The organism is Myxococcus sp. CA033 (assembly GCF_013336625.1).
Taxonomy (GTDB): domain Bacteria; phylum Myxococcota; class Myxococcia; order Myxococcales; family Myxococcaceae; genus Myxococcus; species Myxococcus llanfairpwllgwyngyllgogerychwyrndrobwllllantysiliogogogochensis.
The window spans coordinates 453,169-476,452 of sequence record NZ_JABUMU010000001.1; the positions used below are offsets into that span (position 1 = coordinate 453,169).

The 23,284-nt window shown below is 70.1% G+C and carries 17 protein-coding genes; 4 read left to right on the plus strand and 13 right to left on the minus strand.

Going from position 1 to position 23,284, the window contains the following annotated elements:
- The first annotated feature begins 7 nt into the window (after positions 1-7).
- The 3 genes from dgcN to HUA78_RS01750 all read left to right on the plus strand — a co-directional run bounded on the left by dgcN (position 8) and on the right by HUA78_RS01750 (position 4,299).
- Positions 8-1,024: an N-acetyltransferase DgcN gene (gene dgcN, locus HUA78_RS01740; protein WP_174475519.1), complete on the plus strand. Its 1,017-nt coding sequence runs from the start codon at positions 8-10 to the stop codon at positions 1,022-1,024.
- A 6-nt stretch (positions 1,025-1,030) separates the two neighbouring features.
- Positions 1,031-2,017, plus strand: a complete 987-nt coding sequence (dgcA, locus tag HUA78_RS01745) for an N-acetyl-D-Glu racemase DgcA (protein ID WP_174475520.1) — start codon at positions 1,031-1,033, stop codon at positions 2,015-2,017.
- Positions 2,018-2,457: 440 nt separating this feature from the next.
- Positions 2,458-4,299, plus strand: a complete 1,842-nt coding sequence (locus HUA78_RS01750) for a DNA mismatch repair protein MutS (protein WP_174475521.1) — start codon at positions 2,458-2,460, stop codon at positions 4,297-4,299.
- Between the two features lie 103 nt (positions 4,300-4,402).
- Here the strand turns inward: HUA78_RS01750 and HUA78_RS01755 are convergent, their stop codons facing one another.
- Complete coding sequence (locus HUA78_RS01755) at positions 4,403-5,575, minus strand: thiolase family protein (protein ID WP_141643892.1); 1,173 nt, start codon at positions 5,573-5,575, stop codon at positions 4,403-4,405.
- 77 nt (positions 5,576-5,652) lie between these two features.
- On the minus strand, positions 5,653-8,043 hold the full coding sequence (locus tag HUA78_RS01760; RefSeq protein WP_174461285.1) for a 3-hydroxyacyl-CoA dehydrogenase/enoyl-CoA hydratase family protein: 2,391 nt from the start codon (positions 8,041-8,043) through the stop codon (positions 5,653-5,655).
- Between the two features lie 125 nt (positions 8,044-8,168).
- On the opposite strand from HUA78_RS01760, the gene HUA78_RS01765 reads away from it, so the two are divergent.
- Positions 8,169-9,923 (plus strand): M1 family metallopeptidase, encoded by a 1,755-nt coding sequence (locus HUA78_RS01765; RefSeq protein ID WP_174475522.1) that lies wholly within the window; start codon positions 8,169-8,171, stop codon positions 9,921-9,923.
- A gap of 30 nt (positions 9,924-9,953) precedes the next feature.
- Here the strand turns inward: HUA78_RS01765 and HUA78_RS01770 are convergent, their stop codons facing one another.
- The 11 genes from HUA78_RS01770 to HUA78_RS01820 all read right to left on the minus strand — a co-directional run bounded on the left by HUA78_RS01770 (position 9,954) and on the right by HUA78_RS01820 (position 23,282).
- On the minus strand, positions 9,954-10,835 hold the full coding sequence (locus HUA78_RS01770) for a site-specific DNA-methyltransferase (RefSeq protein ID WP_141643889.1): 882 nt from the start codon (positions 10,833-10,835) through the stop codon (positions 9,954-9,956).
- A gap of 212 nt (positions 10,836-11,047) precedes the next feature.
- On the minus strand, positions 11,048-11,326 hold the full coding sequence (gene rpmE, locus HUA78_RS01775) for a 50S ribosomal protein L31 (protein WP_174453441.1): 279 nt from the start codon (positions 11,324-11,326) through the stop codon (positions 11,048-11,050).
- A gap of 109 nt (positions 11,327-11,435) precedes the next feature.
- Positions 11,436-12,371 (minus strand): 5'-nucleotidase, encoded by a 936-nt coding sequence (locus tag HUA78_RS01780; protein WP_174453440.1) that lies wholly within the window; start codon positions 12,369-12,371, stop codon positions 11,436-11,438.
- A 78-nt stretch (positions 12,372-12,449) separates the two neighbouring features.
- Positions 12,450-12,581 (minus strand): hypothetical protein, encoded by a 132-nt coding sequence (locus HUA78_RS47180; RefSeq protein WP_256434327.1) that lies wholly within the window; start codon positions 12,579-12,581, stop codon positions 12,450-12,452.
- A complete protein-coding gene (locus HUA78_RS01785) occupies positions 12,578-13,423 on the minus strand; it encodes a tetratricopeptide repeat protein (protein ID WP_141643886.1) in 846 nt (281 codons plus the stop codon). Before HUA78_RS01785 ends, HUA78_RS47180 begins: the two co-directional genes overlap by 4 nt.
- Before the next feature lie 83 nt (positions 13,424-13,506).
- Positions 13,507-15,216: a CheR family methyltransferase gene (locus HUA78_RS46120; RefSeq protein ID WP_254623521.1), complete on the minus strand. Its 1,710-nt coding sequence runs from the start codon at positions 15,214-15,216 to the stop codon at positions 13,507-13,509.
- 67 nt (positions 15,217-15,283) lie between these two features.
- A complete protein-coding gene (gene cheB / locus HUA78_RS01800) occupies positions 15,284-16,342 on the minus strand; it encodes a chemotaxis-specific protein-glutamate methyltransferase CheB (protein WP_141643885.1) in 1,059 nt (352 codons plus the stop codon).
- Between the two features lie 79 nt (positions 16,343-16,421).
- On the minus strand, positions 16,422-19,310 hold the full coding sequence (locus HUA78_RS01805) for a response regulator (RefSeq protein WP_174475523.1): 2,889 nt from the start codon (positions 19,308-19,310) through the stop codon (positions 16,422-16,424).
- Positions 19,307-21,124: a methyl-accepting chemotaxis protein gene (locus HUA78_RS01810; protein WP_174468122.1), complete on the minus strand. Its 1,818-nt coding sequence runs from the start codon at positions 21,122-21,124 to the stop codon at positions 19,307-19,309. The genes HUA78_RS01805 and HUA78_RS01810 overlap by 4 nt, the downstream gene beginning before the upstream one ends.
- A complete protein-coding gene (locus HUA78_RS01815) occupies positions 21,121-22,911 on the minus strand; it encodes a methyl-accepting chemotaxis protein (protein ID WP_141643882.1) in 1,791 nt (596 codons plus the stop codon). Before HUA78_RS01815 ends, HUA78_RS01810 begins: the two co-directional genes overlap by 4 nt.
- Complete coding sequence (locus HUA78_RS01820) at positions 22,908-23,282, minus strand: protein CrdC (protein WP_174453437.1); 375 nt, start codon at positions 23,280-23,282, stop codon at positions 22,908-22,910. The genes HUA78_RS01815 and HUA78_RS01820 overlap by 4 nt, the downstream gene beginning before the upstream one ends.
- Positions 23,283-23,284 lie beyond the last annotated feature (2 nt).

Here is a 23,284-nt window from a genome sequence, read left to right on the forward strand (position 1 = left end):
GACCTTGGTGGAGATCCAGAAGCCCTACCTGTTGTTCCTGGGGGATGTACCCGACCAGCTCGCGGCGAAGACGGCCCACGGCATCGTCGACTGGCGGCCCGAGTGGTGCGTGGGCCAGCTCCGACTGCCGGGCTGCGGAGCGGACTGCGGCCTGACAGACCTGGACATCGCCCAGGCCAGGGCCCGGGGCGCCCAGACGCTCATCGTCGGCGTGGCCAACGCGGGCGGCGTGCTCCCCGAGCACTGGGTGAGCAAGCTGGTGGAGGCCCTGGACGCGGGAATGGACGTGGCCACGGGGCTGCACAAGCGCCTGGCCTCCTTCCCCGCCATCGCCGAGGCCGCCGCGCGCAATGGCCGCAAGCTGCACGACGTGCGCATCCCCGACATGGACTTCGCCACCGGCAAGGGCACCAAGCGCCAGGGATTGCGCCTGCTGACGGTGGGCACGGATTGCTCGGTGGGAAAGAAGTACACGGCGCTCGCGCTGGAGAAGGAGATGCGCGCCCGGGGACTCAAGGCGGACTTTCGCGCCACGGGACAGACGGGCATCTTCATCTCCGGCCGGGGTGTGGCCATCGACGCGGTGGTGTCTGACTTCGTCGCGGGAGCGGCGGAATGGCTGGCACCCGCCAATGACGCGGACCATTGGGACCTGGTGGAAGGCCAGGGCTCGCTGTTCCATCCCTCGTTCGCGGGCGTGACGCTCGGTCTGCTGCACGGTGCGCAGCCCGACTCCTTCATCGTCTGCCACGAGCCCACCCGTACGAAGATGCGCGGCGTCCAGCACGCCCTGCCCTCCATCCAGGCCGTCATCGACCGCACGGTGCTGGAGGGGCAGCTCACGAACCCGGGCATCCAGTGCACCGGGCTCGCCATCAACACCGAGCACCTGGAGGAGAAGGACGCCCTCGCGTTGCTGGAGCGGACGGGCCGCGAGTACGGCCTGCCCTGTGTCGACCCCATCCGCACCGGTGTCGGCCCGCTGGTCGACGAGCTGGTGCGCCGCTTCCCGGCGAAGGGCTGACCGCGCATGCGCAAGCTCACCGTCAAGCACGAGAGCTGGCCCATCGCGGGCAGCTTCACCATCTCCCGAGGCTCGAAGACCATCGCCGAAGTGGTGGTCGTCACGCTGGAGGAAGACGGCGCCGTGGGGCGCGGCGAGTGTGTCCCCTATGGTCGCTATGGGGAGACGGTCGACGGCGTGCTGCGGGCACTGGAAGCCGCGCGTCCGCGCATCGAGGGCGGGCTGGGACGCGACGAAGTCCCAGAGGTGCTGGAGCCGAGGGCCGCGCGCAACGCACTGGACTGCGCGCTGTGGGACCTGGAGGCGAAGAAGACCGGCAAGCCCATCTGGGAGCTGCTCGGCATGTCGGAGCCCCAGCCGCTGGTCACCGCATACACACTGAGCCTGGACACCGCCGAGGCCATGGGCCGGTCCGCCGAGAAGTCCGCGCACCGGCCCCTGCTCAAGGTGAAGCTGGGACGCGGGAGCGAGGGTGACATCGAGCGACTGCGCGCCATCCGCCTCGGAGCGCCGGCCAGCCGCCTCATCGTGGACGCCAACGAGGGCTGGAAGCCCGACGAGCTCCCGTCACTGCTCGCGGCCTGCGCCGAGCTGGGCGTGGTGATGGTGGAGCAGCCGTTGCCCGCGTCGGATGACGAGGCCCTGCGAGGCCTGCGGCGCCCCGTGGCCGTCTGCGCCGACGAGTCCGCGCACGACAGGCATGGGCTGGCCACCCTCGTGGGCAAGTACGACGCCCTCAACATCAAGCTCGACAAGACGGGAGGGCTCACCGAGGCCCTGGCCCTGGCGCGCGACGCACGCGGGCACGGGCTTCAGCTCATGGTCGGCTGCATGGTGGCGACCTCCCTGTCCATGGCCCCGGCCGCCCTGGTGGCCCAAGGCGCGGAGGTGGTGGACCTGGACGGCCCCCTGCTGCTCGCGAAGGACCGAGAGCCGGGCATCCGCTTCGAGGGCAACACCCTCTTCTGGCCGCCTCGCGAGCTGTGGGGCTGACCCTCCCTCGCGGGCCTCGTGGCGATTGCGCGACCCCAAGCCACGGCACACCGGTGGAGGAACCGACGCTTCCTTCACCTGTGCCGCCCGCGCGAGGAACGACTCTTGGTCGCGGGTGTGCTTCGCCGGGGACTGGTTCGGCGTGGACGCGAAGCTCTCGGGGACACCCTCCTGCCGGTTCAACTCCGAGGTGAACCACCGGCCGGTTCAACTCCGAGGTGAACCACGGGGATGGCCTCGGACCGTCCCACCTCGTTGGACCCCCACCCTCCGCTGACTCATGAAGCGTCCGCCCTGGAGGGCCTCGCCTCGGGCCTGCTCACCAGAGGCCACCTCCCCCTCTGGCAACGAGTCCGGGCGAACCTCCGTCATCCCGACACCATCTGAAGACAGGCGGCCCTTGCCCTGAACGGGCCGGAAGCACAGCATGCGCGGCCACAGTGTCCGCGAACGCCCCGAGCCCGAATCCCCACCACACGTACACCGAGCGCCGTGCCGCCGCTGAGGCGGAGCTGGCCGCTCTGGACCGCGTCAGCGCCCGCTACGCCAACCTGCGCACCCTGGCCTTCCTCGTCGCGGCCGTCGTCTCGGGGCTCATCGTCACGGGCAGACTGCCCAAGACCTGGTGGTGGGGCACGGTGGCCGCCGTTGTCGTCTACGGCCTCCTCGCGGTCCTCCACCACCAGATCTTCCGCCGCGAGGCGCGTCAGCGGCTGTACGTCACGCTCAACGAGCGGGGCCTCGCGCGCCTGGGCCACGGCTGGCACGAGTTCACCGAGCGCGGCGAACGTTTCGCCTCCCCCGCCCACCTCTACACGCCGGACCTGGACGTCTTCGGACAGGGCAGCCTCTTCCAGCTCCTGAACGAGACGGCCACCCGCGCGGGCGAGGAGCGACTCGCCGCGTGGCTGTCAGCGCCTGCTCCGGTGGACGTGGTGCAAGCGCGTCAGGGCGCGGCGCGTGAGCTGGCACCGCTCGTGGACTTCCGACAGGACCTCTGCGTGGAAGCGCGCACGGTGGCGAAGGAGAAGGCCGACCCGAGCCTCTTCATCCAGTGGTCGGAAGCCGGGCCCGCGCTGGACTCCATTCGCTGGTCCCTCCCGCTCGCCATCATCCTGCCGCCGGTGACGCTGACGCTCTTCATCCTGGGCGAAGTCGGCGTGCTGCCCGGCTCCTCGGTGTGGGCGGGACTTGCCGCGCAGCTCGCGGTGGCCGTGGCCACCCGCCGCACGCTGCGGAAGATGGACGAGGGCGTGGAGAAGGGCGAGCAGGGCTTCGTCCGCTACGCGCCCATCTTCGAGCGCGTGGAGGGCCAGCGCTTCGAGCATCCCCTCCTGCGTCAGCTCCAGTCCGGACTCCAGCAGCAGGGAGAGCAGCCCGTCTCGAAGCACTTCCAGCGCTTCAGCCGGCTGTTCTCGCTCATCGAGTTCAAGCGGCACCAGTTCCACCCGCTGGTGCACTGGCTCACGCTCTGGGACATCCATGCGCTGTTCGCACTGGAGCGCTGGCGCGCGAAGCATGGCACGCGGGTGCGGCACTGGTTCGAAGCGCTCGCGGAGATGGAGGCGCTCTCCTGCGTGGCGGGCCTCGCGCATGACCGACCCGCCTTCGCCTGGCCCACGCTGGAAGCGACGGGGCCCCTTGTCGAGGCGAAGGTCATGGGCCATCCGCTGCTGGATGCCCCCGTGCCCAATGACGTGTCCCTGCCGGGCCCTCGACAGGCACTGCTCATCACCGGCTCCAACATGAGCGGCAAGACGACCCTGATGCGAGCGCTGGGCACCAACGCGGTGCTGGCGCTCGCCGGAGCGCCGGTGTCCGCGGCGTCGTTCCGCCTGTCTCCGCTGCATGTGCTCACCAGCATGCGGGTGAAGGACTCACTGGAGCGCGGCGTGTCGTACTTCTACGCGGAGGTGCAGCGCATCAAGGCCGTGCTGGATGCGGCGCGCGCGGCGAACGGGCAGGCGCTGTTCCTGCTCGACGAAATCCTCCTCGGCACCAACACGCGAGAGCGGCAGCTCGCCTCGCGCGAGGTGCTCCGGCTGCTGCTGTCCACCGGGGCCTCGGGCGCGGTGACGACGCACGACTTGTCGCTGACGTCGCTGGCGGAAGAGACTCGTGACGCGCACGTCCGCAACGTCCACTTCAGGGACCACCTGGAGGCTGGGGAGATGGTGTTCGACTACAAGCTGCGCGAGGGCGTGGTGGACACGACCAACGCGCTGCGAGTCCTGCGCCTCGCCGGTGTCCCCGTGGACGACCCCGAAGCCCCCGTCTCCTGACCTCGAGCATGAAGGGCCGGCGACTGGCCGAGCCCCGCAACGACACGGGCCCCGGGAAGCACTTCCCCGGGGCCCGCGAACTTTCAGTCGGTGAAGCGGGCGACTACTTCGCCAGCTCGATGAGCGCCGCGGCGCCCATGCCGCCACCGATGCACATGGTGACGACGCCGTAGCGGCCGTTGCGGCGCTTCAGCTCGCGCAGAATCGTCGCGACCAGACGCGCACCGGACACGCCCAGCGGGTGGCCCAGGGCGATGGCGCCGCCGTTCGGGTTCACCTTGTCCATGGGGATGCCCAGCTCACGGATGCAGTACAGCGCCTGCGGAGCGAAGGCCTCGTTCAGCTCGAAGACGTCGATGTCCTTCACCTCGAGCTTGTTCTTCGCCAGCAGCTTGCGCACCGCCGGAACCGGGCCGATGCCCATGACTTCCGGGGCCACACCGGCGACGGCGAAGTCCACGAAGTAGCCCAGCGGCTTGACGCCCAGCTCCTTCGCCTTCTCCTCGCTCATCACCACCGCCGCCGCCGCGCCGTCCGTCAGCGGCGACGCGTTGCCGGCCGTCACCACACCCTTGGCGTTGAACGCCGGGCGCAGCTTGCCCAGGCCCTCCGCCGTCGTCTCCGGACGCAGGATGGTGTCCACGGACACCGTCACCGTCTGCGCCTTGCCTTCCTCGTCGTAGACGGTGGTGGTGACGGGGACGATTTCCTCGCTGAACTTGCCCGTCTCCCGCGCGGAGGCCGCGCGGCGCTGGCTCTCCGCGGCGAACTTGTCGGAGTCCTCACGCGACACGTTGTGACGGGAGGCGATGTTCTCCGCCGTCACACCCATGGACGAGTAGATCTCCGGGTGGTTCGCCATGATGTCCGGGTTGGCGCTGACCTTGTTGCCGCCCATGGGCACCATCGTCATCGACTCGGTACCACCGCCGATGCCGACCTGGATGTGCCCCGCCTGGATGGCCGCGGCAATCTGAGCAATCGCCTGCGTCCCGGAGGAACAGAAGCGGTTGATGGTCATCGCCGGTACTTCCACCGGCAGCCCCGCCAGGAGCGTGGCCTGACGGGCCACGTTCATCCCCTGCTCGGCTTCCGGCATGGCACAGCCCAGGACGACGTCTTCCACGTCCGACGGCTTGAGGCCGGGGACCTGGGCAACGGCTTCCTTGATGGCGATGGCGGCCAGCGTATCCGGCCGGGTGTCCTTGAACTCTCCCTTGTGCGCGCGGGTGAACGGCGTGCGGACCGCGCTGGCAATCACGACTCGACCAGGCATCTTGATGTCTCCTTGCCCGGGGAGCACCCGGGCATGCAGCGAAATTTATGTCGTAGCCAATGGATACCGGCCGGCCGTCAATTCCGCAGCGGCTTGCCCTTCTCGATCATGAACGTCAGGCGGTCCTGGGTCTTCTCCTCGCCGCACAGGCTCAGGAAGGCCTCGGCCTCCAGCTCCAGCAGTTTCTCCTCGGTGACGAGCGCCGAGGTGCTGGTGTCGCCGCCAGTGAGCACGCGCGCCAGCTTCTGACCAATCTTGCGGTCGTGCGCGCTGACCTGCCCGTTCATCTCCATGTCGTACAGCATCATGTCGATGGTGGCGTAGCCGCTGGGGCCGCCCAGGCGGAAGCGCGTGGGACGCGGCGCGCGGAAGCCCGCGTCCGCCATGCCCAGCACCCGAGCCTTCGCGTCCGACAAGAGGAAGTCCCGGTTGGCGCTGATGCCGTCCGTCAGGGACAGGAAGCCCAGCTCCCGCGCCTCCTCGGCGCTGGTGGCGACCTTCGCCGTACCGATGGCCAGGAACACCTTCTTGAGGAAGGGCAGCGGATCGAAATCCTTGTCCGTGGAGTACGCGCCGTAGACGTTGCGGAGCAGCTGCATGTTGCCACCGCCGCCGGGGATGAGGCCCACGCCGACCTCGACGAGGCCCATGTACAGCTCCGCGCTCGCCTGCACCGCGTTGCCGCCCATCGTCACCTCGGAGCCGCCGCCCAGGGTGAGGTTGAAGGGCGCCGTCACCACCGGCACCGGGCTGTAGCGCATGCGCTGATTCACCGCCTGGAAGCCGGTGACGAGCTTGCGGATGTCCTCGTACTGGCCGCTCTTCGCCGCCCACACCAGCGCGACGATGTTGGCGCCCGCGGAGAAGTTCGAGCCGTCGTTGCCGATGACCAGGCCCTTGAAGTTCTTCTCCGTCTCGTCCAGCGCCGTGTTCATCATCTCGATGATCTGGTCATCGATGGAGTTCATCTTCGTGTGGAACTCCAGCAGCGTGGCGCCGTCGCCCAGGTCCCACAGGGTGGCGGAGTCGTTGCCGGCCACCTTCTTGTTGCCGCGCTTGAGGTACTCCACGCGCTGCGTGCGGGCGTTCTCCGGCACCACCTTCACGGACTTCGTGGGGATGTCCCAGTACGTGTCCTTGCCGCCCTCCACGCCGTAGAAGGACTCGCGGCCCGCGGCCACCATGTCCTCCACCCACTTCGCCGGCTTGAGGCCCAGCTCCTTCATCCGCGCCAGGCCCTTCTTCACGCCGTACGCGTCCCAGACCTCGAAGGGACCCAAATCCCAACCGAAGCCCCAGCGCACGCCACGGTCCACGTTGACCACGTCGTCGGCGATCTCGGGGATGCGGCGGCTGGTGTACGCCAGCACGTCCAGCGTCACCTGCTCGGCGAACTTCGCGGCCTTGTCCGTGCCGTTCAGCACGACGGCGACGCGCTCCTTGACGTTCTCGACTTCGCGGGCGGCGCCCAGCGACTCGAAGCGCACCTTGCCCTGCGCGCGGTACTCCAGCGTCTTCAGGTCCAGCGCGAGGATTTCCTTCCCGCCGCTGCTCTTGTCCTTCTTGTAGAAGCCGCCGCCGCTCTTGTCGCCGAGCATGCCCTTCTCCACCATCTTCTGGAGGAAGCCGGGGATGGCGAAGACCTCACGCTCCTCGTCCTGCGTCAGCGTGTCGTAACAGTTCTTCGACACGTGGACGAAGGTGTCCAGACCGACGATGTCCGCGGTGCGGAACACGGCCGACTTGGGGCGGCCCATGGCCGGACCGAAAATCTTGTCCACCTCTTCGATGGACAGCTCCGCGGGGCCCATGGCGGCGATGGTCCGCATCATCCCGTACACGCCGATGCGGTTCGCGATGAAGTTGGTGGTGTCCTTGCCGTAGACGATGCCCTTGCCGAGCACTTCCTCGCCAAAGCGGTGGATGGTCTTCATCACCGCCGGGTCCGTCTCCGTGCCGGCGACCAACTCCAACAGCTTCATGTAGCGGACGGGGTTGAAGAAGTGCGTGACGAGGAAGTTCTTCTTGAACGCCGCGCCCCGGCCCTGCGTCATCCCGACAATCGACATGCCGGAGGTGTTGGAGGAGATGATGGCGTCCTTGCGGGCGTGCTTCTCCACCTTCTCGAAGAGGGCCTGCTTGACGGTCAGGTCCTCCTTCACGACTTCGATGACCCAATCGCAGTCGGCGATCTTCGCCATGTCGTCATCGAAGTTGCCCACCTCGATGGCGGTGAACACCTGCTCGGACATGATGGGGCTGGGCTTCTGCTTGCGCATGTTGGCCAGCGCCCCGAGGGCGAACTTGTTGCGGAAGGCCTTGGTCGAAGTGTCTTCGCCCGGTGCGGCCTTCGGCGGAACGATGTCCAGGAGGAGCGCGCGCACGCCCGAGTTGGCCAGATGGGCGGCGATGCCGCTGCCCATCACTCCGGCGCCCAGCACAGCTACCTTGCGGATCCGCGTCGTCATTGGAAGAGGCTCCCTTGAGGGAAGAAGGGACTGCACAAATGTAGGCGATTGACCCGAAAGTCAATCTGTTCGGAAGGTGGGAGCACTCGCCATGGGTCGTCCCAAGGACTACAAACCGGACCTCCATGGCTCGCCCCGACCCGCACTCCTACAACGACAGCACGCAGCCTGAGACGGAAACCCTGGACTGGAAGGCTCGCGTCGACTTCCGGACCCACCGCCTGCACGCGGAGGCCACCCTGACGCTGAAGGAAGCGTCCGCGGGTCCGCTGGACCTGGACACGCGGGATTTGGAGATTCTCAGAGTCGTAGACGGCAATGGTCGCCCCTTGCCCTACATGCTCGCCCCACCGGAGCCGATTCTGGGCAGCCGGCTGAGGGTGGAGCTGCCCTCGGGGGTGAGACAGCTCACGGTGCACTACCGCACCACGCCCACGGCGAGCGCGCTGCAGTGGCTGACGCCCTCGCAGACGGCGGGCGGGCAGCACCCGTTCCTGTACAGCCAATGCCAGGCCATCCACGCGCGCAGCGTGGTGCCGCTGCAGGACACGCCTCGCATCCGCATCCGCTACCGCGCGTCGCTGCGAGTGCCCAAGGCGCTCAAGGCCGTCATGGCGGCCAGCTTCGTGCGCCGCGAGGAGCACGGCGTGGAGGCGGAGGAGCACTACGAGATGCCGCAGCCGGTGCCTCCATATCTCCTGGCCTTCGCGGTGGGCAGCCTGGCGCCCAAGGAGCTGGGCCCCCGCTCGCGCGTATGGGCGGAGCCGGAGCTGCTGGAGGACGCGGCCGAGGAGTTCTCCGGCGTGGACGACATGCTGCGCGCCGCCGAGTCGCTCTTCGGGCCGTACGACTGGGAGCGGTTCGATTTGCTCACCATGCCTCCGTCCTTTCCGTACGGCGGCATGGAGAACCCGAGGCTGACGTTCCTCACGCCCACGCTGATTGCCGGGGACAAGAGCCTGGTCAACGTGGTGGCGCACGAGCTGGCGCACTCGTGGACCGGCAACCTCGTGACGAATGCGTCCGCGGAGCACTTCTGGCTCAACGAGGGCTTCACCGTCTTCGCCGAGCGCCGCATCCTGGAGGCGCTGGCGGGGCCGGAGGTCGCCGCGCTGAACGCGGCCCTGGGGCGGCGGGCGCTGGACGAGGCGCTGCACCACTTCCGCGAGCACCCGCACCTGACGGCGCTGCGCACGCACCTGACGGGCGTGGACCCGGACGAGGCCTTCTCCCAGATTCCGTACGAGAAGGGCTACCTGTTCCTCCGGGCGATGGAGGACGCCGTGGGGCGCGAGGCCTTCGACGGCTTCCTGCGCCGCTACCTGGCCACGTACCGCTTCCGCGCCCTCACCACCGAGGAGTTCATCGCCTTCACCGAGCGGGAGCTGCCCGGGGTGCTGGCGAAGGTCGACGCGGAGGCCTATCTGCAGCGGCCCGGCGTGCCCGCGAGCGCGCCCTCGCCGCGCTCCAGCCGGCTGGAGGCCTTGCAGCGCGCCCGGGGCACGGTGCCGTCGGTGGAGGCGGCCAAGGACTGGACGCCCGCGGAGTGGCAGCTCTTCCTGGAGTGGATGCCCTCGGACGCGCCCAGGGACTTGTTCCGTCAGCTCGACGAGCGCTTCGCCTTCACGCGCAGCCGTAACTCGGAGGTGCTGGTGGCGTGGCTGGTGGCGGCGCTGCGCGCGGGCTGGGAGCCGGCGGTGGGGCGCACCGAGGCGTTCCTGGGCGAGGTGGGGCGCATGAAGTACCTCAAGCCCCTGTACGGAGTGCTCGCCGCGTCCCGGGAGCACCGGGCCCTGGCGCGCTCGCTCTTCAAGCAGTACGGGGAGCGCTACCACCCCATCGCCCGTCAGGGCGTGGAGCTCATCTTGTCCCGCGCCTGAGAAGCGGCGCGGGGACTCGCGGCACGGGGACTACTTCGCCGACTGCGCCACGAGGCGCTTCTCGGCGAGGTCCAGGTACTTCTCATCCATGTCGATGCCCACGTAGCGGCGGCCCAGCTTGAGGGCCGCCACGCCCGTGGTGCCGCTGCCGTTGAAGGGGTCCAGAATCAGCGCGTCCTCGGGGGTGCTCGCCTCGATGATGCGCTCCAGCAGGGCCACGGGCTTCTGCGTGGGGTGGCTGCCGAAGGCCTTCTCCTCGCCGCCGCGCGGGACGGTGAGCGTCCACAGGCGGCCCTCGCCGTCGGCGGTGACTTCCGCGTCGCCAGAGGGAGGAAGCGCCCAGGCATCACGCATCTGCTTGCCGCCGTTGTCCGCCTTCATCTTCGAGTAGTTGAAGACGTGCTGGAGCTTGCCGCCCGACTTCGGGGAGGCCCAGATGAGCAGCTCCGTCGAGTGGGTGAAGTAACGGCACGCCAGGTTGGGGCTCGCGTTGGGCTTGAACCAGGTGACGGTGTTGAGCAGCTTGTAGCCGAGCTTCTGCATGGCGAAGCCGGCGTTGAAGATGACGTGCTGCGTGCCGCTCACCCAGAGGGTGCCGGTGGGCTTGAGCAGCCGCTGGCAGGCGGCGAGCCACGCGGTGGTGAAGGCGTGGTCCTCTTCCACCCCGCGCGACACATCCCAGCCACCCTTCGCCACCGACACGCGCTTGCCACCCTTGCAGGTGGTGCCGCCGTTGGAGAGGAAGTACGGCGGGTCCGCGAAAATCATGTCGAACGTCTGGGGCTCGAACTGCTTCAGGAGCTCCAGGCTGTCCCCTCGCAGGAGCGTCCAGGCGTCGCCCTTCGCGTGCACGCTCTCGTTGAGGGAGCGCCGGACAACCTTCAGGTTTGGGGCAGCAGCTTCCGCGAACATCACGCCTCCGTCGGACTCTTCGTCGTGGGACGCGGCGGAATGTGCCTCAACAGGCTGCTACAGCAATTTTCTGACCTGTAGCACCCTGAAACTTGACGAGTGACTCAAGTCGTAGAAACACCGCGAGCAGGGCGGGAGCGCCTCTCGTGGAGGCTCTCCGACACCCTGCTCGACGGTGCTGCTTCAGTGGCTACGAAGCGCGACGGCCCGACTCAGGCCTTGGCCTTCTTGGCCTTGGCGACGGGGACCGCGATGTTGCCCTCGACAGGAGCAGCGTCGGCGCCCTTCGTAGGGTTCGCGGCGTACTTCTTCTTGAAGCGGTCGATGCGACCGGCCGTGTCGATGAGCTTGTACTTGCCCGTGAAGAAGGGGTGGCAGTTCGAGCAGATTTCCACCGAGAACGAGCCGCGGGTGGAGTGGGTCTCGACGATGTTGCCACAGGCACAGGTGATGCGGGACGGCGGATAGACGGGGTGCAGTTCCGGCTTCATGACGCTCTCCAAGGTGCCTTGCCCCCAACCGCCAACGGCTGGGAGGTCCGACACTGTAATGGCCGGCGCTTATAACGGCGCGCCGACCGGGGCACAAGATCCGCCCGGGCTAGTGGGCCGCCGAGCCGGGAGGCTCGATGCGTTCCACCGCTTTCTGAACGGCCGGGTCCGCCGGCACGTCGCTCCCAAGCTGGATGTACGACAATAGATGCGTCCGGGCCGCCGGCGTTGCGCCCCCCGCCACCGTCTTTTCCAGCGCCGTGCGCCGGGCTTCCAGGCTGGCGACCGCTGACTCGAGCGAGCGCTTCTGAACCTCGTCGGTGGACTTCGCGAGCCGCTCCCTGGCCTTGCCCAGGTTGGTCTCCACGATTCGCAGGCCATCCCGGGTGCGAGCCACCTCGGAGTTGTCCACGAACCGGCCGGGGCCGCTGATGGACAGCTCCAGCTTCGCCAGCTGGCGCCCCCGGTCTCCAGGCGGCACCACGGTGGTCATCGCCATGCGCTGGGGGATGCCGGAGCCCCGGCCTTCGTGGGACTGCATCACGAAGTCCACGCCCTCCACCTCGTTGGCCAGCTTGAGCACCTCGTCGTAGGGCACGGCGGCGAGCAGCACCACCAGGTCCACGCGCTCCTTCTGGCGCAGCCGCTTCGCCTCGGCGGCCACGGCGGGAGCCACCGGAAGGCCCTGCCGCATCACCCCTGCCGCCTTGCCCTGGGCCAACGGCTCCATGGGCTCGGGCTGGGTCGTCGCCGGGGAGGCGCCCACCACGCCGACCTTGAGCCCGCCGACGTCCACCACCGTGGAGGCGGGGAACAGAAGCGTGCCCTTCGCGTCCACGAGGTTCGCCGACAAGAGCTTCAGCTTCGACTTGCGCGTCTGCTTGCGCAGGAAGTCCACGCCAAGGTTGAGGTCTCGCGCGCCCACGGCCATGGCGGTGGTGCCCTGCGCGTCCATCTGCGCGAGCAACAGCTCCGCGCGTGCGCGTGCGTCCGGAGCGCCGCCGCTGTCCCGGCTCCTGAAGAGCGCGTTGCCCGCGTCCAACACGAGGACCGGTACGCCCTTGGCGCGCTCCTGCTCTATCGTGACTTTTCTTCTGGCCAGACCGCCAGACGGGTTGTGTCGTCAACCACAGGGGGCGATTTCGCCCCCATTGTCTCCGGTGAAGAGCAGCACCAACTGCTTGGGCGCCGCGCCCGCGACCAAGGGCACGAGCAGGAGCGCCAGCACGGCGAGCCGCAGGGGACGGAAGCTCACTTCTTGCCGCCCTTCTTGGCGGGGGTCTTCGCCTTGTCCAGCTCGGCGATGCGCTCCTTGGCCGTCTTGGCCGCGGAGGCCTTGGGGTAGCTCTTCACCAGCTCCTCGAGCGCCATCCGCGACTCGTCCTTCATCTTGAGCTGGGCGAAGCACTCGGAGGAGCGCAGGTAGGCGTCCGGCGCGGACGGCGTCTTCGGGTGGTCCTGCACCACCTTGCCGTACTCGAAGAGGGCCTCGCGGCACTTGGACTCGGTGAAGTAGGTCTCACCCAGGCCGTAGTGGGCCTCGCCCACGAGCGGGTCCTTGGTCCACTTCTTCATCAGCTCTGTGAAGAGCTGGCGCGCCACGAGGACTTCGCCGGCCTTCGCCCGCTCCTGCGCGAGCGCGAGGAAGTCCTTGGGGTTGGTGGGACGCTGGAGCTCCTCGGCCTTCTTCTTGGCCTCGGCCTCCTTCACGGCGGCCGTGCCCTGCAGGGCGAGCAGCTTCTGGTCCTGGGCGCCGAGGGCCGTCTCCAGCTCGGTGATTTTGTGGAGGTAGGTCTCCACCTGGCCTCGCAGCTGGGACAGGTCCTCCATCGTCTTCTGGAGCTGGACGCCGATGTCCGCGTCCTTGCGGCGCGCGGCGGTGTCCAGGCCATCCAGGGCCTTGGTGACCTCGGCGACCTTCTCGTCGATTTTCGGCAGGGTGGCGGCGAGCTGCTCGCGCGCCTCCTTCAGCTCCGCCTGCATCTGCGCGGAGTCGGTGCCGAGCCGGTCGACCTTCGCCTCGAGGGCGCGGCCACGGTCAGCGGGATAGAAGCAACCAGGGAGCGCCAGCAGCGCGAGCAGGACGAGCCTTCGCATGGGGCCGGCATCTTACGGCCAAATCGGCGCTCCGTCCGGACTTCTCGCAAGCCCCTGGCATCCCGGCCCGGCCGCCTGCCCTGTCAGCGACTGCCGCCGAGGGGAGACAGGCGTCCGGCGGCGTGTGCGCAGGCCACGCGGAGCCGGCCGGGGTTGAGGAAGAAGGGGACCGTGCGGGCCCTGCCTTCCTCCAGGGACTCGAGGGCCCGGCGGTACTCGACGGCGGCCTCCAGGGGGCGACGGCACTGCTCCAGGAGCAGCCCCAGCAGGTAGCGCGCGGCGGCGTGGTCCGGGTCCAGCGAGAGGCAACGGCGCAAGTCCCGCTCCGCCACCGCGTCGGAGACACCCGAGGCGGCTCCGTCGAGGACACAGGCGAAGAGCAGATCGGCTTCGACGGAGGCCAGCGAGGGCAGGGCAGTGACACGGCTGGCGTCGAGGGGATTCGAGGGCTCCCGACCCGCTCCCGACGCGGACGTCCGTCCCGAGTCGAGGGGGCTCGACGGCTCGCGGCCCGCTCCCGACGCCGACGAGCGCCCCGTGTCGCTGGGATTCGCAGGCTCCCGGCGTGGTCCCGACGCGGACGTCCGTCCCGAGTCGAGGGGGCTCGACGGCTCCCGGCCCACTCCCGACGCGGACGTCCGTCCCGAGTCGAGGGGGCTCGACGGCTCCCGGCCCGCTTTCGAAGAGCGCCCCGCGTCGCTGGGATTCGCAGGCTCCCGGCCTGCTCCCGACGCCAAAGAGCGCCCCGCGTCGCCGGGATTCGCAGGCGCGCGGCCTGCTCCCGACGCCAAAGGGCGCCCCGCGTCGCTGGGATTCGAGGGCTCCCGGCCCACTCTCGACGCCGAGGCCCGACCCACCTCGATGGGAATCAACGATGCTCGGCTCGCTCCCGACGCCGAGATCCGGCCGGAATCCCGTGCGCCCGACAGCGCTGCGCCCTCGGCCGCCGATGACCGGCCTGGAACACCAGGGGCCGCGGCCTTTCCGAGGGAAGCCACCGGGACCTCGTTGCCAGGATGCGGCGCCCCCTGCCCTGCTCCGGATTCTTCGACGCGGACGTGAAAGAAGGCCGCCGCCGTGCGCTCCACCCGCAGCGTCGGAGGCACCTGGAGCAAGGGCTCCGACGCGGACAGCACCAGCGTCCCTCCGGGCGCGAGGCTGTCAGCCAGCGTCGCCACCGTCCGGTGGAACGACTCCACCGTGAAGTAGATGAGGACGTTGCGGCAGAAGATGACGTCGAAGTGCCCCTCGCCCACCGGCCGGGGATAGGGCACGTCCATCAGGTTGTGGACCTGGAAGCTGGCGCGCTCACGCAGCGCCGACACCAGCGCCAGCCTCGAGCCCATGGGCACGAAGTAGCGCTCACGCAGCCCCGCGGGTACCCGGCGCAGATGCTCCGGAGCGAACGAGAGCGCGCACGCCCTCCGCAGCGCAGCCTCGGAGATGTCCGTCCCCAGCACCGTGCTGCCAGGACTGGCGCCCGCCTCCGCCAGGAGGACCAGCAGCGTCGCCACTTCCTCGCCCGTGGAGCAGCCCGCGCTCCAGATTCGGAGCGGCCGTCCCCCCGCGCGCGCCACCAGCGGCGCCAGCACCCGCTCCCGGAAGTCGGTGAGCTGGACCTCGTCTCGGAAGAGGTCCGTCTTGTTCACCACCACCGCGGAGATGAGCCCCTCCAGCTCCGCCGCGCCCGACGGCGACTTGAGGAAGGCCAGGTACTGGTGCGGCGTCAGCCCACGACACCGCTCCACCAGCCGATCATCCAGGCGGCGAATCTGAGGTCCGCTCAAGGCCATGCCCGTACGCGCCGTGAGGAAGGCGCGCACGGAAGCCCATGGCGCGCCCGGAGCACGCACTGGCGGCTCAGCGCCCCACTGCGAGCGACTCACCCCGGGCCAGTCGCGCCAGCGTGGCGGCGACTTCGTCCCCATGGATGAGGTGGTCCACCGCCTTGCGCTCCACCGCCGCGCCGGGCATGCCGAACACCACGCAGGACTCCTCGTTCTGCGCGAGCGTCAACCCTCCCGCCTGACGGATGGCCAGGAGCCCCTCCGCGCCGTCCGCGCCCATGCCCGTCAGCACCAACCCCACCGCCCGGCGGCCGTAGGTCCTGGCCGCGCTCTCCAGCAGTGTCGTCCCGGACGGCATGTGCCCGTCCCGCTCCACGCCCGCCTTGAGCGCCACGCGCCCCCGGAAGGGAATCATGGTGTGCAACCCCGGCGGGGCGATGAGCACGTGCCCCGGCATCAGCGGCTCGCCGTCCTGCGCCAGCCGCACCTTCAACCGGCTCGTGTTGCCCAGCCACCCCGCCAGCGACTCCGCGAAGGCGGCGTTGATGTGCTGGACGATGACGATGGGCGCCGGGAAGTCCGGCGGCAACTCGGAGAGCATCCGGTACAGCACCTGCGGTCCGCCCGTGCTCGCGGCCACCACCACCACGCCCATGGACACCGCGGGCAGCACCGACGTCGTCACCCGAGGAGGGGTGATGTTCCCCTTCTGGGAGCGGCGCAGGTGGCGGATGACGCGCACCGAGGAGAGCAGCTTGATTTCCCGCACCAGGTTCCACGCCTCGGGGCCGGCGTCGATGGCGGGCTTGATTTGCAGCGCGAGCGCGCCCAGCTCCAGCGCGCGGTACGTCAGCTCCGGCGCCTGCGAGCGCGGGTCGGCCGTCAGCACCAGGATGGGGGTGGGGCACTCGGCCATGATGTGCTCGGTGGCCGTCAACCCGTCCATGACGGGCATGTCCACGTCCATGGTGATGACGTGAGGGCGCAGCTCCTTGGTCATCTCCACGGCCTGCTTGCCGTCCGCGCAGGAACCGACGACCTCGATGTCGGGGTCCTTGCTCAGCGCCTCGCAGATGAGCTGTCGGCAGATGAGTGAGTCATCGACCACCAGCACCGACACTTTCTTGCCCATGCCCTGTCCATACCCCGTACGCGAGGTGGCGAGTATAGCCAATGCTCGCCCTGTCCTCAGGAGGTTGAGAGGGGACCCTTCAGGACAAGAGCCGGCCCACCACATCCACCAGGTCCTGGCGCACCAGATCTCCCTTGGTGATGTAGCCGTCCGCCCCGGCCGCCAGCCCACGCCGCCGGTCCTCCTCGCCACCACGGGTGGTGAGGATGACGACGGGTAGCCGGGCCTGGGTGGGGTGCCCCTTCAGGCGCCGGGTCAGCTCCAGGCCGTCCATCCCCGGCATCTCCAGGTCCGTCACGACAAGGTCCACCGACGCCCCTTCCAGGGCGTCCAGCGCGTCCGCACCGTCGGCGGCCATCACCGTGTCGTACCCCACGGCCTCCAGGAGGTTGGAGATGAGCTCCCGGGTGAGCGGCGAATCGTCCACGACGAGGATGCGGCGTCGCCGGGACTCAGCCCCAGGCACGGCCGAGCGGGGCAGCTTCAGGGGGGAGGTCCCATGCGCGCTGGCGGTGAGCCAGGCGGCGGACAGGACCATCGCGAGCCTCCCGTCCGCCAGGGACGTGGCCCCCGCCAGGTGGCCGAACCGGGCCAGCACGCCACGCAGGGGGAGGATGGCCTGGACACGCTCCTCCAGGACACGGTCCACCACGACGGCGGCGGCGCCGCTCTGGCTGCGCACCACCAGGACGAGTTCGCCCTCGCGCACCTCCCGCTCCGGAGCAAGGCCCAGGAGCGAGCCCAGGGAGGCCAGCGGGAGCACCCTGCCCTCCACCAGCAGCGAGGGCCGGCCGGCCACCTCGCACAGGTGCACGGGCTCCACCTTGAGCGCTCGCGAGACGTGGGTGGCGCTCAGCGCGAGCGTCTCCTGGCCCACCTGGACGAAGAGCAGCGGAGCCACGGTGAGGGAGACGGGGACGCGCAGCTCGAAGATGGTACCCCACCCTGGCGCGGACTCCACGCCCACGTCGCCGCCCAACCCCTGGATGGAGGCGCGCACGGCATCGAGCCCCACGCCCCGACCGGACACGTCGGTGACGACCTCGCGCGAGGTGAAGCCGGACAGGAAGATGAGCTCGCGGGCCGCGGCATCCGACAGCGCGTTGGCGGCGCTCTCGTCCAGAGTGCCCCGGCGCACGGCGACCCGGCGCAGCTCGGCGGGGTCCAGGCCCAGGCCGTCGTCCTCGACGCGGAGGATGATGCGACTGCCCTCTCGCGCGGCGCGCAGCGTGAGGCACCCCCGAGGGTGCTTGCCCGACGTCACCCGATCCACCCGCGTCTCCAGGCCGTGGTCCAGGGCGTTGCGCACCAGGTGCATCAGCGGCTCGCGCAGCGCCTCCACCACGGCCCGGTCCGCGCGCGTGTCCTCTCCGTCGACGACGAGTTCCACTTCCTTGCCCAGGGCGCGCGACAGGTCGCGGACCATGCGCGGGTAGGGCTCGAAGAGGACGGACAGCGGCAGCATCCGCAGGCCCTGCACCTCCTCCACCACGAGGCCCAGGTCTCGGAGTTCCTCGTTGGACAGGAGCTTGGACTCGCGATGGAGGTCGGCGGCCAGCTCCTTGGCCGTGCCCAGACGGGCCACCAGGGCCACCGCCGCCGGGCCCAGGTCCTCCGCCGCGCGGGCCAGTTGCCCGAGCTCCCGGGCCAGGGCCAGCCGCCGAGCGTTGGCGCGCTCACGTCGCCGCGCCACCTGGGCCAGGTTGGTCACCGCGCTCGTCAACAGGTCCAGGCTGGCCACATCGATGCGCACCGCGTCCATGCGCGTCTCGGGCTGACGGGACACCGCCGTGGCACCGCCTTGCTGCCCTCCAGCGGGAACAGGAGCGCGAGTTCCCGTGCTGGATGAAGTCGCCGGCGAGGCCGTCAGCAAGGCCCCCGCGCCGGGACCGGCCCGAGGAGGGCTCGCGGCGGGAGCACCCTCCGGACGGGGCACGGAAGGCCAGTTCCGTGCACGCGATGACGCAGACGTGCCGCCCGTCGGCAGCTGGGTTCCCGCCGTGGTCCGAGGCGGGCTCTCCATGGGCGCGCTACCACTGACCCGCCACATCCCCGTGCCCGAGCCACGCCGAGGAGTTCCCTCTCCGGAAGCGCCTCCTCCAACACGCTCCATTCCGCTGCCCGACTCGCCCCGCGCAGTCCCATCGACGGAAGCGCCGCCGCCCGCTCTTCCCATCCCGGTGCTCGTCGACTCGATCCGAGGAGTCCCATCGAAGGACGCTCCTCCGACACGCCCCATCCCAGCGCCCGTTCCACTCCGAACAGCCTCATCGACGGAAGCGAAGGCACCGCCGCCGGCCCTTCCCACCCCAGTGCCCATCGACTCGCTTCGAGGAGTCCCATCGAAGGGCGCTCCTCCGACACGCCCCATCCCAGTGCTCGGAGACGATGTGTCGCGAGGTGCCCCAGGAGTCGCGACGCCCTTGCCCTCCGCGCCCCCCAGAAATGACCCCGCGGAGTTCGACTCGGAAGCCACGGCGGCGGCTCGAGCCAGCGCGGCCAGCGACTCGCCCGCGTCGACTCGACGGGACACCGGGGACTCCTGCCTGGCGGCCTCCGTCGGGCTCCCCACGGCCGGCAGCCCTTCCGCCTCCGCGCGAGTACACGTCTGGAGCCAGACCACGAGCCGCCCTACCTCGGGCGACGCCTCGGCCGAGGGCTGGGCACCCGACAGCACCAGCACCACGTCCGCGGCGCTGAGCAACGCGTCCGTGGAGTCGGCCGACAACGCATACCGCCGAGGCTCCGTGCAGCGGACCAGTTCCTCCATCTCGTGCACCAGCACGTTGATGTCGTCGAAGCCCATCATCCGGGCCTCGCCCTTGAGCCCGTGCAACTCGCGCAGCGCGCCCCGCCCGGCCTCCACGCTCGCCCCCGCCTCCAGCTCCATGAGCGCCCGGTTGATGCGCTCCAGGCGCACCGTCACCAGGTCCCGGAACTGCCTGAGGAGGCGCTCGCTCGGGTTCACCCGCCCTCCTCCCGCAGCGTCTCCTGCCCAATCTGGAACCGCTCCACCACTTCCCGCAAGTCACGCGCCAGCACGAGCAGGTCCGTGTTCGCGCTGCTCACCTGCTTGGTGGCATTGAGGCTCTGCTGGGTGATGCGCAGGATGTCCGCCATCGTCTCCGCGAGCTGGTCGGTGCCCGTCTGCTGCTGCTGCGTGGCCAGGGAGATGCTGCGCACCGCGTCCGACGTCTTCCCCGCGAGCTTCGTGATTTGCCGCAGCGACTCCGACACCTGCTGCGCCAGCGTCGTCCCCGTCTCCACCGCGCGCACGCCGCCTTCCGTGGCGGACACCGCCGCGGCCGAGGCCTCGCGGACCTCCTCGATGAGCCCCTCGATTTCCTTGGTCGACTCCAGCACGTTCTCCGCCAGCCGCCGCATCTCCGCGGCCACCAGCGAGAAGCCCCGGCCCACCTCCGCCGACTTGGTGCCCTCCAGCTCCGCGTTCAGCGCCAGCAGGTCCGACTTGTCGGCCACGCCGTTGATGAACTCGACAATCTTGCCAATCTGCTGGACGCGCTTGTTGAGCCGCACCACCGCGGAGGCGATGGCGCCGTTGTCCTGGCGCATCCGCTCCATCGACCCCAGGAACGACTCCGCGCTGCGCTGCCCCTGCTGCGCCGCCCCCAGCGTGCGCTGGGCAATCTGCGCCACCGAGCCCGCGTTCTCGGCGATTTGCCGCGCCGAGCGCGCCAGCTCCTCCGTCGTCGCGCTCGTCTGGTCCAGGGAGCTGGCCTGCTCCGCGGCCCCCATCTCGTAGCGCCCGGAGGTGGTGAGAATCTCCTCGGTGGTGGCGGAAATCTGCGCCCCGGCCCGCTGCAACTGCGACATCACGTCCGCCAGGTGCGCGCGCATGGTCGTGAAGGCGGCGGACACGTCCCAGATTTCATCCTCCGCCGGCACCACGCGCGGGCTCGCCAGGTCACCCTCGGCGATGCGCCGCGCCTCGCTCGACAGCTCTCGCAAAGGCCGCCCCAGCAGCGTGCCTCCCAGGTACGCCGTGGTGAGCGCCAGTCCGAAGACGAGCAGCACCAGCGGCCCTCCCGAGGCCAGTGCCTCCAGACGCAGCGCCGAGGCCAGCGCCGCCGTGGGCTCGCCATACGCCACCAACTGGGCCAGGGCCCGCTCCCCCAGCGCCGAGGAGAGCTGCACCGACAACACCGCCGGAGTCACCACGGAGATGAAGGCGAAGGCCACCAGTCGCGCGCGAATCTCCGCCCGCCGGGGCATGGCCGCGATGAGCTGCGAGTGCGTCATGCCCAGCTCCGCCAGCCACAGCACCACCTTGCGCGAGCGCAGGATGACCAGGCAGTGGACGAGCAGCGCCGTCAGCGGGCCGAACAATAGCCCCAGCCCCGCGATACGTCGGGACATGTCCATGTCCGCGCCCGCCAGCCCCCACAGCGAGGCCCCCAGGCCCACGGTGGTGAGCAGCCACAGCCCCAGCGAGCCCAGGAAGGCCTCGTCCGGCGCGCGCGTCACCTCCAGCACCGCCGCCTTCAGGGACTCCGGCGTCACGGGGACATCCCCGCGCTCCAGCCCGCGCAGGGTGCGCAGCCGGCCCAGCGCCGCCGCCGCGCCCACCGCCATCGCCAGCCCACACAGCAATCCGCCCAGTTGGAGCAGCCACGACAGCCGGCCCTCCTCCGCCAGCGCATCGGAGAGCGTGAGCCGGGCGTAGTGCAGCCCGAGCGCCGCGCCCATGAGGTTGGCCAGCGGCACCGGAATCATCAGGTGTCGGCTGAACGAGGCCCGCCGGGAGCCACCGCGCGCGCTCATGCGTCCTCCCCGGCCACGACGTGGAAGCGCTCCACCACGCGCTTGAGGTCCCTCGACAGGGTGGACAGGTCCGCGTTGGCCACCGCCATCTGCTTGGTGGCCGCCGAGTTCTGCTCGGTGACGCGCAGGATGTCCCCCATGGCGGCGGCGAGCTGGTCGGTGCCCGTCTGCTGCTGCTGCGTGGCCAGGGAGATGCTGCGCACCGCATGGGACGTCTGCCGCGCCAGCTCCAGGATGAGGCTCAGGCTCTCGTCCACCTCGGCCGCCAGCACCGTGCCCGCATCCATCGCCTTCAGCCCCGCCTCGGTGGCCATCACCGCCGCATGGGTCGCGTCGCGAATCTCCGCGATGAGCTGCTCAATCGCCTTGGTGGACCGGATGACGTTCTCCGCCAGCCGCCGCATCTCCGCGGCCACCAGCGAGAAGCCCCTCCCCACCTCGCCCGCCTTGGTGCCCTCCAGCTCCGCGTTGAGCGCCAGCAGGTCCGACTTGTCGGCGATCTCGTTGATGAACTCCACCACCTTGCCAATCTGCTGCACGCGCTTGTTGAGCCGCACCACGGCGTCGGCGATGGCCTGGTTGTCCTGCTTCATGCGCTGCATGGCGCCCAGGAAGGCGGCGGCGCCCCGCTGGCCCGTCTGCGCGGCGGCGAACGTGGACTCGGCGATGGTGGACACCGACTCCGCGTTGCCGGCGATCTGCTGCGCCGAGCGCGCCAGCTCCTCCGTCGTCGCGCTCGTCACGTTGAGCGAGCTGGCCTGCTCGTCCGCGCCCGACTCCTGCTCGCCGGACGTAGCGACGAGCTGCTCCGTCGTGGTGGAAATCTGGAGGCCCGCGCGCCGAAGCTGGGTGAGCGCCTGCCCGAGCTGCGCCTGCATCTGCGCGAAGGCGGCGGACGTGGCCCACACCTCGTCCTCGGCGGCGATGACCCGAGGGGGGCGCAGGTCGCCCTGGGCGATACGGGTGGCGTCCTCGGTGATGGCGCGCAGGGGCGCCGCGATGACCGTGCCGCCCAGGTGCGCCGTCAGCAGCACGAGGATGGCGACGAGCCCCGCTACCGCCAGCCCCCGCCCGTCATCCGCCCGCCGCAGCGCCGCGTCCTGCTCCAGCGGCGAGCGGGCCAGCACCACGTCATCCATGGCGCGCAGGGTGCGGGTGACGGTGGCGTCGAGGATGAACAGCGACGGCGTGAGCACCGCGATGGCGGTGAAGAGCACCATGCGGCGGCGGATGTGCAACCGCCGGGGCGGCGCCGTGGCCACCACCTCCAGCGGGGACAGGCCACGGGCCGCGATGAGCTCCACCGCCTCCCGGCAGCGACGCACCACCAGCAGGTAGATGAGCAGCGCCGTCAGCGAGCCCAGCGACGCACCGACGAGCAGGATGCGCGGCCCCAGCGACAGCGGCGCATCCGCCCAGGGAATGAAGACGAAGGCCACGACGACGGCGCCCACGAGCCAGCTCTGGAGGGCGAAGGAGAAGCACCGCTCGGGAAAACCCCGGGCCTCCAACAGCGCCGACTTCAGATGCTCCGGCGTGGCCTGCAGTTGCCCGGCCCCCACGGCATACAGCACCCGCAGCGAGCGCCTCGCGTGCTGCTGGATGAGCCACAGCGACAGCGCGGTGACGACGACGACGAGCACCAGGAAGCGCATCCAGGAAGCGACGGGAAGCGCATCCGTGAGCAGGCCGTGCAGCAGCGCCAGGGAGATGCCCAGGGTGCTGGCCGGCGCCACCGGACGCGCCAGCCACCGGGCCAGGCCCCGTAAGTCCGTGGGCGCCGTCATGCCGCCCCCCGGGCCACGCCCCGCAGGAAGCGCTCGAAGTCCGCCAGCCCCAACAACGGCCACAACACCCCACGCGCCAGCACGAAGCCCCGCAGACTGCCGCCCGAGGCATGCACCGTCACACAGGGCGCGGGCAGCACCGGATGCGACTCCGCGTCGATTTCGAGCGTGTCCACCCCTACCGCGCCGCCCGAAATCGCCACCAACACCCGGGTTGCACCCGCCGGCGCGTGGAAGGCCAGCCCGGCGGAGGCCGCATCCGCCTCCTCGCCCGGCGAGGTGATGGACAGCACCTCATGCGCGGCGAAGGCGAGCCGATGCGGGCCCGCATGGCAGAACAGCATGCCCCGGACGGGACTGGCTGGAGCCATGG

Excerpts from the sequence above, each read along its gene's own strand:
- dgcA (WP_174475520.1), top strand. The coding sequence starts at position 1,031 with ATGCGCAAGCTCACCGTCAAGCACGAGAGCTGGCCCATCGCGGGCAGC.
- HUA78_RS01755 (WP_141643892.1), bottom strand. The coding sequence starts at position 5,575 with ATGCCTGGTCGAGTCGTGATTGCCAGCGCGGTCCGCACGCCGTTCACC.
- HUA78_RS01760 (WP_174461285.1), bottom strand. The coding sequence starts at position 8,043 with ATGACGACGCGGATCCGCAAGGTAGCTGTGCTGGGCGCCGGAGTGATG.
- HUA78_RS01765 (WP_174475522.1), top strand. The coding sequence starts at position 8,169 with ATGGCTCGCCCCGACCCGCACTCCTACAACGACAGCACGCAGCCTGAG.
- HUA78_RS01770 (WP_141643889.1), bottom strand. The coding sequence starts at position 10,835 with ATGTTCGCGGAAGCTGCTGCCCCAAACCTGAAGGTTGTCCGGCGCTCC.
- rpmE (WP_174453441.1), bottom strand. The coding sequence starts at position 11,326 with ATGAAGCCGGAACTGCACCCCGTCTATCCGCCGTCCCGCATCACCTGT.
- HUA78_RS01785 (WP_141643886.1), bottom strand. The coding sequence starts at position 13,423 with ATGCGAAGGCTCGTCCTGCTCGCGCTGCTGGCGCTCCCTGGTTGCTTC.
- HUA78_RS46120 (WP_254623521.1), bottom strand. The coding sequence starts at position 15,216 with ATGGCCTTGAGCGGACCTCAGATTCGCCGCCTGGATGATCGGCTGGTG.
- cheB (WP_141643885.1), bottom strand. The coding sequence starts at position 16,342 with ATGGGCAAGAAAGTGTCGGTGCTGGTGGTCGATGACTCACTCATCTGC.
- HUA78_RS01810 (WP_174468122.1), bottom strand. The coding sequence starts at position 21,124 with ATGAGCGCGCGCGGTGGCTCCCGGCGGGCCTCGTTCAGCCGACACCTG.
- HUA78_RS01815 (WP_141643882.1), bottom strand. The coding sequence starts at position 22,911 with ATGACGGCGCCCACGGACTTACGGGGCCTGGCCCGGTGGCTGGCGCGT.
- HUA78_RS01820 (WP_174453437.1), bottom strand. The coding sequence starts at position 23,282 with ATGGCTCCAGCCAGTCCCGTCCGGGGCATGCTGTTCTGCCATGCGGGC.